Here is a 14184-nt window from a genome sequence, read left to right on the forward strand (position 1 = left end):
CGTGCTCAGCGATACCCACGATTTCGTCGCCTGGCGCCAGGCGCAGCAGGACGCGGTGGAACGCGCGCTGGAGCGCTGGGTGCCGGCCGATGCGCCCGCCGGTCTGGGCGACGCGATGCGCTACGCCGTGCTGGATGGCGGCAAGCGCCTGCGACCTCTGCTGGTGCTGGCGACCTGCGAAGCGGTGGGCGGGCATGCCCCAGCCGCGATGCGAGCGGCCTGCGCGGTGGAGCTGATCCACGCCTATTCCCTGGTGCACGACGACATGCCCTGCATGGACAACGACGTGCTGCGGCGGGGCAAGCCCACGGTCCACGTGCAGTTTGGCCAGGCCCAGGCCCTGCTGGCGGGCGACGCGCTGCAGGCCCTGGCCTTCGAACTGCTGGTGCCGGGCGACGGCAGCCTGAGCGACGGCATGAGCGCGCGCCTGTGCCGCCAGCTGGCGCTGGCTGCTGGTGCGGACGGCATGGCTGGCGGCCAGGCCGTCGACCTGGCCAGCGTGGGCGTGTCATTGGACCAGTCGGCGCTCGAGGCCATGCACCGCCGCAAGACAGGCGCGCTGCTGCAGGCCAGCGTCACCATGGGCGCGGCCACGGGCGCGCCGTCGCCGCAGGCCCTGGCCTTGCTGGCCGAGTACGGTGCCTGCGTGGGCCTGGCCTTCCAGGTGGTGGACGACATCCTCGACGTCACCGCCGACTCGGCCACGCTGGGCAAGACCGCGGGCAAGGACGCCGCGGCCGACAAACCCACTTTCGTCTCCCTGATGGGGCTGGACCAGGCACAGGCCTATGCCGACCGCGTGCTGGCCCAGGCCCACGACACCTTGCGCCGCTGCGGCCTGGACCACACCGCCACCCTGCACGCCCTGGCCGACTGGGTGGGGCGGCGTGCGTCCTGACGCCCCGAAAGAGGCCGATCCACCATGACCCAAGCGCCACCGCCCATGAATTCCCTGTTGTCGACCATCGAATCTCCCGCCGATGTGCGCCAACTCGCGCGCACGCAACTCCCGCCACTGGCCGATGAGCTGCGCGCCTTTTTGCTGCAGAGCGTGGCACGCACGGGTGGACACCTGAGCTCCAATCTGGGCACGGTGGAGCTCACCGTGGCCTTGCACTACGTCTTCAACACCCCCGACGACCGCCTGGTCTGGGACGTGGGCCATCAGACCTACCCGCACAAAATCCTCACCGGCCGGCGCGACCGCATGGCCACGCTGCGCCAGTTTGGCGGCATCAGCGGTTTCCCCCGCCGTGACGAGAGCGAGTACGACACCTTCGGCACCGCGCACTCGTCCACCAGCATCTCGGCCGCGCTGGGCATGGCGCTGGCATCGAAGATCAAGGGCGAGCAGCGCAAGTCCATTGCCATCATCGGCGACGGCGCCATGACCGCTGGCATGGCTTTCGAGGCTTTGAACAACGCCGGCGTGGCCGAAGGGCGCCTGCTGGTGGTGCTCAACGACAACGACATGTCGATCTCCCCGCCGGTGGGGGCGCTCAATCGCTACCTGGCCCAGCTCATGAGCGGGCAGTTCTACGCCGCCGCGAAGAACGTGGGCAAACAGGTGCTCAAGGGCGCACCGCCCCTGTTCGAGCTGGCCAAGCGCTTCGAAGAGCATGCCAAGGGCATGGTGGTGCCGGCCACGCTGTTCGAGAAGTTCGGCTTCAACTACATCGGGCCGATCGACGGGCATGACCTGGAATCGCTCATCCCCACGCTGGAGAACATCCGCCACCTGCTCGACACCGACAGCGGCCCGCAGTTCCTGCATGTGGTCACCAAGAAGGGACAGGGGTACAAGCTCGCCGAGGCCGACCCTGTGGCCTACCATGGCCCTGGCACCTTCGACCCTGCGGTGGGCATCACCAAGCCCGCCACGCCGGCCAAGACCACCTTCACCCAGGTGTTCGGCCAGTGGCTGTGCGACATGGCCGAGGCCGATCCGCGCCTCGTCGGCATCACGCCGGCCATGCGCGAAGGCTCGGGCATGGTCGAGTTCGAGCGCCGCTTCCCCGCGCGCTATTTCGACGTCGGCATCGCCGAGCAGCACGCCGTCACCTTCGCTGCCGGCCTGGCTTGCGAGGGCCTCAAGCCGGTGGTGGCGATCTACTCCACCTTCCTGCAGCGCGCCTACGACCAGCTCATCCACGACGTGGCGCTGCAGAACCTGCCCGTGGTGTTCGCGCTGGACCGCGCCGGCCTCGTCGGTGCCGATGGCGCCACGCATGCCGGCGCCTACGATATCGCCTATCTGCGTTGCATCCCCAACATGGCGGTGGCCTGTCCGGCCGACGAAGCCGAATGCCGGCAGCTGTTGAGCACCGCGTTCGCGCAGAACCAGCCCGTGGCCGTGCGTTATCCGCGCGGAGCCGGCGCGGGCGTGGCTCAACCCGCAGGCCTCGAAGCCTTGCCTTTCGGCCGTGGCGAGTGGCGGCGCAAGGGTCGGCGGGTGGCCATTCTGGCCTTCGGCACCTTGCTGCAGCCTGCGCTGGTGGCGGGCGAGAAGCTGGGTGCGAGCGTGGCCAACATGCGCTGGGTCAAGCCGCTCGATGTCGAACTGCTGCGTGAGCTGGCCTCGTCGCACGATGCCCTGGTCACCGTCGAGGAAGGCAGTGTGATGGGGGGCGCTGGCAGTGCCGTGATGGAGGCGCTTCAGTCGGAGGGCTTTGCACTGCCCGTGCTGCAGCTGGGCCTGCCCGACACCTTTGTCGACCACGGCGACCCGGCTCGGTTGCTCGCCGGGCTGGGGCTGGATACAGCGGGCATCGAACGCGCCATCCGTGCACGTTTTGGCGATCTGCTCGCGCCTGCGGTGAAAGCGGTCGGCTGAACGCCAGCGTCGGAGCGCGGAGAACGGGGTTTACCCTGCACGCAGGCCCTTTGATGCAAAAAAGGCATCTCTTACAATCCATTGCTCCATACCACCCACACGCAGCTGCGGTACATCGCTCGCTGCGTGTTTCTTTATCCATCGATAAAAGGGGTGTGGGGTCTATGTTCACAAGAAATGGGAATCCGGATGGGTGCACTCCTCTATTTTTCTCGGGCCATCGATAGGCTCAACGCCTGGGTGGGCAAGTATGCGATCTGGCTGATCATGGGCTCCACCGTCATCAGCGCGGTCAACGCACTTGTGCGCTACACCTTCAACACCAGTTCCAATGCCTTCCTTGAGATCCAGTGGTATCTCTTTGCCTGGTCGTTCCTGATCGCGGCCGGCTTCACCTTGCTCAACCGGGAGCATGTGCGCATCGATGTCATCAACAGCCGTCTGCCCAAGAAGGCGCAGATGTGGATCGACATCCTTGGCTTCGCCTTCTTCCTCACGCCGGTGTGCCTGCTGGTGCTCTACTACGGCGTCCCGATCCTCATGGAGAAATACGCCTCGGGCGAGATGTCGGGCAATCCCGGTGGCCTGATCCGCTGGCCGGTGTGGCTGGCGATTCCGGTGGGTTTCATCCTGCTGATGCTGCAGGGCTGGTCCGAGCTGATCAAGCGCGTGGCCTTCATCACCGGGCGGGGGCCTGACCCCACCATCAAGGCCGGCGAGAAGACCGCCGAGGAAGAACTGGCCGAGATCCTGAGCCAGCGCGATGCCGCCAAGGGCGCGCCCGTCTCGCAGTAACCCGCCGAGGAATTGACGATGGAATTCATTGCGGCGAACTTCGCCCCGATCATGTTTGCGGGGCTCATCATCTTTCTGCTGCTGGGTTTCCCAGTGGCCTTCAGCCTCGGCGCCTGTGGCCTGGCTTTCGGCATCGTCGGCATCGAGATGGGTGTGTTCCCCTCCTCGGTGCTGGCCTGGCTGCCGCAGCGCCTGATTGGCATCATGGCCAACGACACCTTGCTGGCGGTGCCCTTCTTCACGCTCATGGGTTTGATCCTGGAGCGAAGCGGCATGGCCGAGGACCTGCTCGATACCGTCGGCCAGGTCTTCGGACCCATGCGCGGTGGCCTGGCGCTGGCGGTGGTCTTTGTGGGGGCGATGCTGGCAGCGACCACCGGCGTGGTGGCCGCGTCGGTCATCTCGATGGGCCTCATCTCGCTGCCCATCATGCTGCGCTACGGGTACGACCGCCAGTTCTCGAGTGGGGTGATCGCCGCCTCGGGCACGCTGGCGCAGATCATTCCGCCTTCGCTGGTGCTCATCATCATGGCCGACCAGTTGGGCCGCAGCGTCGGTGACATGTACAAGGGGGCCTTCGTCCCGGCGTTCATGCTGGTCGGCTGTTATGTGCTCTACATCGCCTGCCTGGCCATCTTCAAGCCCGCCAGCGTGCCCGCGCTCCCGACCGAGGCCCGCATCTACCGCGAACCCGATGGCAGCGGTGGCTACCAGTCGCTGCTGGTGCTGATGGTCATCTCGTTCCTCGTGTCCATCGTGCTCGCGCGGTACATGCCCGAGGTGCACACCTGGTGGCTGGGTCGCGAGGTGACCTCCGTGCCCACCGACGAGAAGATCGTCGTGGCCATGGGCGGCGGCGCCTTCGTGGCGCTGGTGATCGCCTTGGCCAACAAATTCGCGAAGCTGCGTCTGCTCTCGCGCCTGGCCGAGCGCGTGACCTTCGTGCTGATCCCGCCGCTGCTGCTCATCTTCCTGGTGCTTGGCACCATCTTTCTGGGCATCGCCACGCCCACCGAAGGCGGGGCCATGGGAGCCATGGGGGCGATCATCATGGCCCTGGTGCGCAAGCGCCTGGACATGAAGCTGCTCAAGCAGGCCCTTGCCACGACCACCAAGCTCGGCAGCTTCGTGATGTTCATCCTGATCGGGGCCACGATCTTCGGCCTGGTGTTCCAGGCCGCCGACGGCCCGATCTGGGTGGAGCATCTGCTGGCCGACCTGCCGGGCGGCCCGGTGGGCTTCCTGATCGTGGTCAACATCCTGATCTTCTTCCTGGCCTTCTTCCTCGACTACTTCGAGCTCTCGTTCATCGTGGTGCCGCTGCTGGCACCTGTGGCGGACAAGCTCGGCATCGATCTGATCTGGTTCGGCGTGCTGCTGGCCGTGAACATGCAGACCTCGTTCATGCACCCGCCGTTCGGCTTCGCGCTGTTCTTCCTGCGCTCGGTGGCGCCCGACAAGCCCTATGTGGACCGCGTGACGAACAAGGTCATGGCCCCGGTCACCACCATGCAGATCTACAAGGGGGCGATTCCCTTCCTGATCATCCAGCTGTTCATGGTGGGCATGCTCATCGCCTTCCCCGGGCTGGTCACGGGCAGCCTCGACAAAGTGGGCGACTACGACCTCAAGGCCGTCGGCGAGCAGATGATGGAAGACCTCAAGCCTGGCTCGGAGGGCGGTTACGGCGGTGGGGGTTATGGTGCGGACGAGCAGACCGCTCCGTCCGAAGGCAGCCAGGAACCGCAACCTGAAAAGCCGGAGGCGGCTGGTGAAGCAAGCCCTGACGCGAAGGCCGCCCCGGAAGACGACCCCATGAAGGCCATGCAGGAAGCCCTCGGCCGCAAATGAGGTCTGCCGCCTGCGGGTGGTGTGACCAAGCGCAGTCTGTCGAGGGAAAACCCTCGGCGGCCTTGCTCTTGAGACACGACAGATATCAATAGAATCGAAAGACCGTTCTTCATCCCGGTGTGTGCCACGCAAGAGGCTGCGCCTTTCTTTCAAGCTTTCATCAAGCAATCCTGGAGCAATCTCAATGGATCGTCGTTCTATCGTGAAGAGTGCCGGCTTGGCCGGCGTGCTGGCCGCTGGCGTGGCACCAGCCGTGCATGCGCAAGCTGCCGTGCGCTGGCGCCTGGCGTCGAGCTTCCCGCGTTCGCTGGACACCATCTTCGGCAGCGCCGAAAAGCTGTCGCAGACCGTCAAGGCCCTGTCGGGCGGCAAGTTCGAGATTTCCGTGCACCCCGCGGGCGAGTTGATGCCCGCCTTCGGTGTCGTGGACGCGCTGCAGGGCGACAACATCGACATGGCTCAGTCGGCCGCCTACTACTTCACCGGCAAGGACCCGGTCTTCGCCTTCAGCTGCGCGGTGCCCTTCGGCCTGACCGCCCGGCAGAACACCGCGTGGAAGCAGCACGGCAATGGCGGCAAGCTGCTCGATGACTTCTTCGCGCAGTACAACTTCCGCACCGCCAGTGCTGGCAACACCGGCACGCAGATGGGCGGCTGGTACCGCAAGGAAATCAAGACCGCCGCCGACCTCAAGGGCCTGAAGATGCGCATGGGCGGCGGCGTGTTCGGCGAGGGCATGGCCAAGCTGGGCGTGGTGTCGCAGAACCTGCCGGCTGGCGAGGTGTACCAGGCGCTGGAAAAGGGCACGCTGGATGCGGCCGAATTCGTCGGCCCGCACGACGACGCCAAGCTGGGCTTTCACAAAGTGGCCCCGTTCTACTACTACCCGGGCTGGTGGGAAGGCGGCGCCGATCTGGAGTTCTTCATCAACCTGAAGAAGTACAACGCCCTGTCGGACGAAAATAAGGCCATCCTGAACGCCGCGATGGCGGTGGCTGCAACCGACATGACCGCCAAGTACGATGCCGTGAACCCGATCGCATTGAAGAAGCTGGTGGCCGAGAAGACCCAGCTCAAGGCCTTCCCCAAGGCCGTGATCGACGCTGGTTTCAAAGCCTGCATGGAAGTGTTTGCTGAGCACGAAGCCAAGTCGCCCACCTTCAAGAAGATCCACCAGGACATGCGCACCTTCCAGCGCGATCAGATCCTGTGGAACCGCTTTTCGGAATTCCCGTTCAACCAGTACATGGCCGGCGTGAAGATCTGATCTTCCAAGCCACGCATGCGGCCCGGCTCAGCCGGGCCCATGTGGGCGACAGGTCTGGGCCCGCTGCATGCAGCGGGCCTTTTCGTTCCCAGTGACACTGCCTCGGCTTCCCATGAAACTTGATGTTCGCATCCTGGACCCGCGTCTGGTCCACCAGATGCCGGCCTACGCCACCTCCGGCAGCGCCGGCCTTGATCTGCGGGCCTGCCTCGACGCGCCCCTGGTGCTGGCGCCCAATGCCTGGCAGCTGGTGCCGACCGGCCTGGCGATCCACCTCGGCGATCCGGGCTACGCCGCCATGATCCTGCCGCGCTCGGGCCTGGGCCACAAGCACGGCATCGTGCTCGGCAACCTCGTGGGTCTGATCGACAGCGACTACCAGGGCCAGCTCATGGTGAGCGCCTGGAACCGCAGCGATGTGGCCTTCACCATCGAACCCATGGAGCGCATTGCGCAGATGGTGATCGTGCCCGTGGTGCAGGCGGAGTTCAACGTGGTGAACGACTTCACCACCGCGAGCGAACGCGGCGAGGGCGGCTACGGCTCGACGGGACGAGCGTAAGCACGCTTGAAGAATCAGTGCAGGGTGTGCGGGCCCGGCGGCGTGAGGCCCGGACCCTGCAGTTCGTCGGGCGCATCCACCTGCATGCGGAAGAAGCCGGTGCCCAGCGTGCCCTGGCCGATTTCGTTTTCCCGAGCCTCGCGCACCGCATGCACCTTCAGGCTGATGCGCAGGGCGATGCCGGCCAGCGGGTGGTTGCCGTCCAGCACCACATGCTCGGGGTAGATGTCGCTGATGAAATAGAGCCGGTCCTTGGGGGCCGAAGGGTTGCAGCCCGGGGGCAATCCCTCGAAACCCATGCCTTCCTCGATTTCGTCGGGCAGCAGGTGGCGGGGCTCGAGGAACAGAAGCCGGTCGTCGTAGTCGCCGAAGGCGTCGGCCGGTTCCAGATGCAGGTCGATCGTGTCGCCCGCCGAGTGGTTGAGCAGCGCTTCCTCGATCTTGGCCAACAGGTCGTTGCCGCCCACGAGAAACTCCACGGGCTCATCGAGCACGTCGAGTTCTTCGCCCAGCGTGTCCTTGAGTGTCCAGGTCAGCGCGACCACGCATTGTTGGTTGATTTTCATCCGACAATTGTCCCATGCTCCACGCTTCCCCATCCAGCCCCCCCTCTTGGTCCGCCCCCGCGCCGGACGTGCCCTGCGACCTGCTCGGCGGCCTCAGCCCGGCTCAGTTCATGCGTCGGCACTGGCAGAAAAAGCCGCTCCTGATCCGCAACGCGATCCCGGGTTTCGCTCCCTTGCTGAGCCGGCAGCAGCTGTTTGACATGGCCGCCGACGAAGCGGTCGAGTCGCGCCTGATCGTTCGCCAACCACAGGGCTGGAAGCTCCGGCACGGTCCCTTGACCCGCCAGCAGCTGCCGCCGCTGCGGCAAGCGGGCTGGACGCTGTTGGTCCAGGGTGTCGACCAGCACCTGGACGCCGCGCACGAGCTGCTTCAACGATTTCGCTTCGTGCCCGACGCGCGCCTGGACGACCTGATGATCTCCTGGGCCAGCGACGCGGGCGGCGTCGGTCCGCACTTCGACAGCTACGACGTGTTCCTGCTGCAAGCCACCGGGCAACGGCGCTGGCGCATTGGCCGTCAGAAGGATCTGTCGCTGCAGCCCGGCGTGCCGCTCAAAATCCTCCGCCATTTCGAGCCTGAGGAAGAGCATGTGCTCAACCCGGGCGACATGCTGTACCTGCCCCCGCGCTGGGCGCACGATGGCGATGCGCTGGGTGTGGACTGCAGCACCTACTCGATTGGCTTTCGCGCGCCGCAGCGGGGCGGCCTGGCGGGCGAACTGCTGCAGCGCATGGCCGACGATCTTGACGACGACACGCTTTTCCGCGACCCGGGGCAGCCCGCCACGGCAACCCCGGCGGCCATCCCTGCCGCACTCGAGGCCTTTGCGGTGGACGCTCTGCAGCGCTTGCTGGCGGAACGGCAGTCGCTGGCCTGCGCGTTGGGCGAGGTCATGACCGAACCCAAGCCGCGCATCTGGTTCGACGAACCGGCGCAGGACTGGATGCCGGGCGCCTTGCGGCTGGACCGGCGCACGCGCATGATGTACGACGACCGGCACATCTTCATCAACGGAGAGAGCTTTCGCGCCGGTGGTGCCGACGCCCGCCTCATGAGGGCACTGGCCGACCAGCGCGCGCTGGACGCGCGGCAGGTGGCCCGCGCGAGCGAAGGTGCGAAGGCCCTTCTGCAGGATTGGTTCGACGCCGGGTGGCTGCATCGCGTCGAGTCCGCTTGAGGCGCTGTGGGCGCCTCGTCAGGAGATTCGCATGACCGAGCCGCTGGACACCTCCATGGAAGGACTGCCCGAAGGCAGGCTCGTGGGCCGTGTTGCCTTCGCCGACGTGATTCGGCGGGCCTTTGCCAAGGCGGCAGAGGAAGGCTGGCCGCGCATGGTGCTTTGCGACGTTGACTTCGCCGACTGGCCTCTGGGCGAGCGAGAGGTGGTGGCCTCCCTCAACGCCTGGTCCCGGCGCGGCCGGTCGCTTCAACTGCTGGCGCGCGACTACGGCTTGTTGAGGCAGATGCACCCGCGTTTCGTCCAGTGGCGAACCACCTGGGCGCACCTGGTGGAGGCGCAGGCCTGCGCCAGTGCCCCGGTGGGCGAGCTGCCCAGTGTGCTGTGGTCCCCGGCCTGGACGCTTCAGCGGCTCGACCCCTTGCGATGCACCATGGTGGTGAGCCGCAGCGCGGAGCAGCGCGTGGCCCTGCAGGAGCAGCTGCAGCCCTGGTGGCTCAAGAGCACGCCCGCCTTCCCGGCATCCACGCTGGGGCTGTGAGCAAAGGTAAAAGCAGCCCCTCTGGTGGATTGCACCAGGACGGGGCGTTATCATCCGCGCCGGTCGGATGGGTTGTCACGACAACCCGCTTCGCTGGATGGCGTCCCCTCACACAACACCCTGGGTGCGTGGAACCTTTCCGGATCGGTCGTTCGACCGTTTGTCTTTCTCATCCATTGGAACTGTCATTATGAAAAAAACCATCCTGCTCGCCAGCCTGTTGGCCGCCATTGCCTTGACCGCCTGCGGCAAGAAGGAAGAGGCGCCGGTCGCTGCACCGGCACCCGCTGCTGAACCCGCACCGGCCGCCCCCGCACCATCCATGGCCGGCGCCGCCGAATCTGCCAAGGACGCCGGCGCTTCCGCTGTGGATGCCGCCAAGGAGGCCACCGCCGCCACCGTGGACGCTGCCAAGGAAGCCGGCGCCGCGACTGCCGATGCCGCCAAGGCCGCAGGCGCCGCCACGGCGGACGCCGCCAAGGATGCGGCCGACAAGGCCAAGGCCGCTGTCAGCAAGTGACCCAGCCCTGAGAGGGAAGGCCCCGCGTGGAGGCCTCCCAAGAAAAAAGCCGCCCGAGGGCGGCTTTTTTCTTGGGCAGACCTTGCCGTTTACTTGAGGTCTTCGGCCAGCAGCTTGGCGATGCGCTGCGCGGACGCCGAGCCGTCGGGGCGACCCTGGCTGTCGAGCACCGCCACGGTGGTCTTGTTCTCGGCGCTCTTCACCGACACGCGGAAGCGTTCGGTCGAGGCCTCGGTCTTGGACGCACCGAACATCTTGGCGAAGAAACCCGGTTCCTTGGCGTTGACCACCGGTTCGACGTAGCGCACGAAGTAGAGCCCCTGGCTGCGGTCGCGGTCTTCCACGGTAAAGCCCGTGCGGTCCAGCGAGAGGCCGACGCGGCGCCAGGCGCGGTCAAAGTTGTCGTCGAACTGCACCACCGGCGCGTTGTTCACCATGGCGACACGTGCGGCAGCCTGCACCGGCGCGCTGGCGGTCACGGCTTTCGCTTGCGCCTCGCTCACGCCAAGCTTGACCATCAGGCGGCGCAGAAACTCGGTTTCCAGTTCCACGTCTGCAGGGCGCGGTTGCCAAACCGTCTGGTCTTTCTCCTTGGTGGAGTAGACCTCCACCATGCCCCGGTGGCTGATGTAGATCTCGGTGCCGCCGTTGGCGGTGCGCTCGAAGCGGGTGCGGAAGCGGTCGCGCTCGCCGGTGGAGTACAGGTTCTCGAACACCTTGCCGATGGTCGCGCGGATGAAGTCCTGCGGCAGCTTGGCGCGGTTCTCGGCCCAGTCGGTCTCCATGATGCCCAGGCCTTCCTGGTCGATGTCGAGCAGGAAGCCGTTTTCCTGCCAGAAGTCGCGCACCGGGCTCCAAAGCTTGTCGGCCGGGCGGTTCACCACCAGCCAGCGCTGGTTGCCCGCGCGCTCGATGCGCACGTCGCCCACGCTGACAGCGGCGGTGCTGGCGGCCGTGGCCTGAGCGGGCTGGGCGGTTTCATAGCCACTGGCGGTGACCACCGAGCCAGGCACGTTGTAGCGCGAATCCCGGGTGAGCTGGCTCAGGTCGGGCGGCACGTCGAGGGTGCTGCCGCGCTTGGCGCTCTTGTAGTCGATCTTGTCTTCCTGCAGCATCGAGCAGCCCGAGACCACGAGGGCGGCCGTGGCCAGGAGGCCCAGACGGGTCAGGATGCGCAGAGTCGGGGACTGGGTACGGTTGGACATGAATGGGGCTCGGTAGGAACGAAGGGGTCAGGAAAGGAGGCCGGCCTGCTTCAGCGCGCCTTCGACCACGGGCGCCAGGGAGCGCGTCATGGGGGTCATCGGCAGCCGCATGGCTTCGTTGCACAGGCCCATGCGGGCCATGGCCCACTTGAGCGGGATCGGGTTGGCTTCCACGAACAGGTTCTTGTGCACCGGCATCAGCTGGAACTGGATCGCCATGGCGCGCTTGACGTCGCCCGCGATCGCGGCCATGCACAGCTCGTGCATCAGGCGCGGGGCGATGTTGGCGGTCACGCTGATGTTGCCCTGGCCGCCGCACAGCATGAGGGCCACGGCCGTCGGGTCGTCGCCGGAATAGACCGAGAAGCCCTTGGGCACGTCGCGGATGAGCCACTGCGCGCGCTCGATGTTGCCGGTGGCTTCCTTGATGCCGACGATGCCGGGCACCTGTGCCAGGCGCAGCACGGTGTCGTGCGCCATGTCGGCCACGGTGCGGCCGGGCACGTTGTAGAGCACGGTGGGCAGGTCGCCCACGGCTTCGGCGATCGCCTTGAAGTGCTGGTACTGGCCCTCTTGGGTGGGCTTGTTGTAGTAGGGCACGACCTGCAACTGGCAGTCGGCCCCCACGCTCTGGGCGAAGCGAGCGAGTTCGATGGCCTCGGCGGTGGAGTTGGCGCCGCAGCCGGCCATGATGGGCACGCGCTTGGGGCCGTGGGTCTTGGCCTGTTCGACCGCGACGCGGATGATCTCGCAGTGCTCCTCGACGCTGACCGTGGGCGATTCGCCCGTGGTGCCCACCACGCCGATGCAGTCCGTGCCCTCGGTGATGTGCCAATCGATCAGTTTGCGCAGCGTGGGGTAGTCGACGCTGCCGTCTTCATGCATGGGCGTGACCAGGGCCACGATGCTGCCGGTGATGGGATTCATAGGCTAAAGGCTCAAATGGAGGCGTCTACCCTGCATCACCCCGGTGGGGCGGGCAGCGCGCGCGAATCTTGCATTCTACCCAGTGGCATCCAGCGGATACCTGGGCGGCGGCACGGACGGGCCGGGCCGTTTTCGCACGGCGGCCAGGCGCTGGACGAAGCGTTCGGGGCGGTCGCAGAAACCATCTTCATAGGCCACCACGTGCAGACCCTGGCCGGCCTGCAAAAGTTCGCCGGGCTGCAGCAGAAAGTCGGGCCGCGAGGGCTTGCCCACGCTTTCGTTGCCGGCTGCGAACGTCTCATAAAGCAGCACACCGCCCTCGGCCACGCTTTGCACGATGCGCGAGAGCAGTGGGCGCCAGAGGTAGTTGGTCACCACGACCGCGTCGAACCGCTCGCCATCCAAGGGCCACGGCCCGTTCTCGATGTCGGCCAGCACGGCGCGGCCGAGGGTCTGAACGGCGGCGATGGCCTCGGGTGAGCGGTCCACGCCGGTGACGGTGTGGCCCCTCTGCGCGAACCAGCGCAGGTGGCGGCCCTGGCCACAGGCCACGTCGAGCACCGAACCGCCGGCGGGCACCAGGTGCGACCAGCGCCGCACCCACGCCGACGGCGCCTGCGCGCCGTGCATCAGAAGCAACTCCAAAGCTGGTCGGCCAGGTTCACCAGGAACTCGGGCCGGTGGTACAGGGCAAAGGTCGCCAGCAGGGCCGTGCCGGCGGCGACCCAGGCCAGGGTGCGCACGGCCACCGGCTTCACGCCGCGGCTCCCACACGCTGCGGCGCGCGTGCAATCGGGCCTTCGCGCACGGGCAGGTTCACCAGACCGGCGAACACGCCCAGCGCGATCGCGAGGTACCAGACGATGTCGTAGCTGCCGGTCCGGTCGTAGAGCACACCACCCAGCCACACGCCGAGGAAGCTGCCGATCTGGTGGCTGAAGAAGATGAAGCCGCCGAGCATGGACATGTGGGCCACGCCGAAGATCTGCGCCACCACCGCGTTGGTGGGCGGGATGGTGGAGAGCCAGAGCAGGCCCATGACGGCGGAGAACACGTAAACGCTCATGGGAGAGAGCGGCGCGATCAGGAACACGGCGATCACTGCGGCGCGCGCGAAATAAATGAAGGCCAGGATGTGGCGCTTGGCCAGGCGCTGGCCCAGCGCGCCGGCGGCGTAGGTGCCGATCACGTTGAACAGGCCGATCAGCGCCAGCGCGTAGCTCGCCACCTGGGGCGACAGCCCGTGGTCCTTGAGGTAGCTGGGCATGTGCACGCCGATGAACACCACCTGGAAACCGCAGACGAAGTAGCCGGCCATCAGCAGCTGGAAGCTGCGGTAGCGGAAAGCCTCGCGCAGCGCCTGGCCAATGGTTTGTTCGCGCTGCACCGGCGCGCCGCCCGCGAAACCGGGCTCGCGCAGGCCCAGGGCCAGCGGCATGACCAGCAGCACGGCGCCCGCGAGGAACAGCAGGGCCTGCTGCCAGCCGAAACTGCTGATCAGCCAGCCTTCCACCGGCACCATCAGGAACTGGCCGAACGACCCGGCCGCGGCGGCCACGCCCATCGCCCAGGAGCGCTTCTCGGCCGGGATCTGCCGGCCGATCACGCCGTAGATCACCGCGTAGGTGGTGCCGGCCTGGGCCGCGCCGATCAGCACGCCGGTGGTGAGCGCGAAGCCCGTGGAGGTGGTGGTCAATGCCATCCCGGCCAGGCCCAGGGCGTAGGCCACCGCGCCGCCGATCAGCACACGGAAGGCGCCAAAGCGGTCGGCCGCCATGCCGGCGAAGATGCCGAAGATTCCCCAGGACAGGTTCTGGATCGCCAGGGCGAACGAGAACGTTTCGCGGGACCAGCCCTGCGCCTGGGTGATGGGCTGCAGCCACAGGCCAAAACCGTGGCGGATGCCCATGGACAGGGTGACGATCAGGGCGCCACAGGC

At 66.7% G+C, this 14184-nt stretch carries 15 protein-coding genes; 9 read left to right on the top strand and 6 right to left on the bottom strand.

Features of this window, described 5'->3' with window-relative positions; genetic code table 11:
- The first annotated feature begins 1 nt into the window (after position 1).
- The 6 genes from KIT86_RS06670 (at position 2) to dut (ending at position 7308) form a co-directional block, all read left to right on the top strand.
- Positions 2-898: a polyprenyl synthetase family protein gene (locus KIT86_RS06670; RefSeq protein ID WP_297396417.1), complete on the top strand. Its 897-nt coding sequence runs from the start codon at positions 2-4 to the stop codon at positions 896-898.
- A gap of 45 nt (positions 899-943) precedes the next feature.
- Positions 944-2833 carry a 1-deoxy-D-xylulose-5-phosphate synthase gene (gene dxs, locus KIT86_RS06675; RefSeq protein ID WP_297396380.1) on the top strand — a complete coding sequence of 630 codons (1890 nt, stop codon included), beginning with the start codon at positions 944-946 and terminating at the stop codon, positions 2831-2833.
- A gap of 189 nt (positions 2834-3022) precedes the next feature.
- The gene (locus KIT86_RS06680; protein WP_297396382.1) at positions 3023-3628 is read left to right on the top strand and encodes a TRAP transporter small permease subunit; all 606 of its coding nucleotides are present in this window, start codon (positions 3023-3025) and stop codon (positions 3626-3628) included.
- 18 nt (positions 3629-3646) lie between these two features.
- Positions 3647-5479 carry a TRAP transporter large permease subunit gene (locus KIT86_RS06685; RefSeq protein ID WP_297396385.1) on the top strand — a complete coding sequence of 611 codons (1833 nt, stop codon included), beginning with the start codon at positions 3647-3649 and terminating at the stop codon, positions 5477-5479.
- A gap of 184 nt (positions 5480-5663) precedes the next feature.
- Positions 5664-6746: a TRAP transporter substrate-binding protein gene (locus KIT86_RS06690; protein ID WP_297396388.1), complete on the top strand. Its 1083-nt coding sequence runs from the start codon at positions 5664-5666 to the stop codon at positions 6744-6746.
- A gap of 112 nt (positions 6747-6858) precedes the next feature.
- Positions 6859-7308 carry a dUTP diphosphatase gene (gene dut, locus KIT86_RS06695; protein ID WP_297396390.1) on the top strand — a complete coding sequence of 150 codons (450 nt, stop codon included), beginning with the start codon at positions 6859-6861 and terminating at the stop codon, positions 7306-7308.
- A gap of 14 nt (positions 7309-7322) precedes the next feature.
- Here dut and KIT86_RS06700 read toward each other — a convergent pair whose 3' ends face one another.
- The gene (locus tag KIT86_RS06700; RefSeq protein ID WP_297396393.1) at positions 7323-7874 is read right to left on the bottom strand and encodes a peptidylprolyl isomerase; all 552 of its coding nucleotides are present in this window, start codon (positions 7872-7874) and stop codon (positions 7323-7325) included.
- A gap of 110 nt (positions 7875-7984) precedes the next feature.
- Between KIT86_RS06700 and KIT86_RS06705 the strand changes: the two genes are divergently transcribed.
- The 3 genes from KIT86_RS06705 to KIT86_RS06715 all read left to right on the top strand — a co-directional run bounded on the left by KIT86_RS06705 (position 7985) and on the right by KIT86_RS06715 (position 10113).
- The gene (locus KIT86_RS06705) at positions 7985-9052 is read left to right on the top strand and encodes a cupin domain-containing protein (protein ID WP_297396420.1); all 1068 of its coding nucleotides are present in this window, start codon (positions 7985-7987) and stop codon (positions 9050-9052) included.
- 31 nt (positions 9053-9083) lie between these two features.
- Positions 9084-9593, top strand: coding sequence for a hypothetical protein (locus tag KIT86_RS06710; RefSeq protein ID WP_297396395.1), 510 nt, complete (start codon positions 9084-9086; stop codon positions 9591-9593).
- A 190-nt stretch (positions 9594-9783) separates the two neighbouring features.
- Complete coding sequence (locus KIT86_RS06715) at positions 9784-10113, top strand: hypothetical protein (RefSeq protein WP_297396399.1); 330 nt, start codon at positions 9784-9786, stop codon at positions 10111-10113.
- An 89-nt stretch (positions 10114-10202) separates the two neighbouring features.
- Here KIT86_RS06715 and bamC read toward each other — a convergent pair whose 3' ends face one another.
- From bamC to KIT86_RS06740, 5 genes are all read right to left on the bottom strand, one after another.
- Entirely contained in the window at positions 10203-11291 is a 1089-nt protein-coding gene (bamC, locus tag KIT86_RS06720) for an outer membrane protein assembly factor BamC (protein ID WP_297396423.1), read from the bottom strand.
- Between the two features lie 54 nt (positions 11292-11345).
- Positions 11346-12245, bottom strand: a complete 900-nt coding sequence (dapA, locus tag KIT86_RS06725) for a 4-hydroxy-tetrahydrodipicolinate synthase (protein WP_297396402.1) — start codon at positions 12243-12245, stop codon at positions 11346-11348.
- 75 nt (positions 12246-12320) lie between these two features.
- Positions 12321-12875 carry a bifunctional 2-polyprenyl-6-hydroxyphenol methylase/3-demethylubiquinol 3-O-methyltransferase UbiG gene (locus tag KIT86_RS06730; protein WP_297396405.1) on the bottom strand — a complete coding sequence of 185 codons (555 nt, stop codon included), beginning with the start codon at positions 12873-12875 and terminating at the stop codon, positions 12321-12323.
- Positions 12875-13003: a hypothetical protein gene (locus KIT86_RS06735; protein ID WP_297396425.1), complete on the bottom strand. Its 129-nt coding sequence runs from the start codon at positions 13001-13003 to the stop codon at positions 12875-12877. The genes KIT86_RS06730 and KIT86_RS06735 overlap by 1 nt, the downstream gene beginning before the upstream one ends.
- Positions 13000-14184 (bottom strand): MFS transporter (locus KIT86_RS06740; RefSeq protein ID WP_297396408.1); only part of this gene is annotated, 1185 nt, incomplete at its 5' end. The genes KIT86_RS06740 and KIT86_RS06735, both read right to left, overlap by 4 nt.

Origin of the sequence: Hydrogenophaga sp. (genome assembly GCF_026125825.1) — a bacterium.
Classification (GTDB): Bacteria; Pseudomonadota; Gammaproteobacteria; order Burkholderiales; family Burkholderiaceae_C; genus Hydrogenophaga.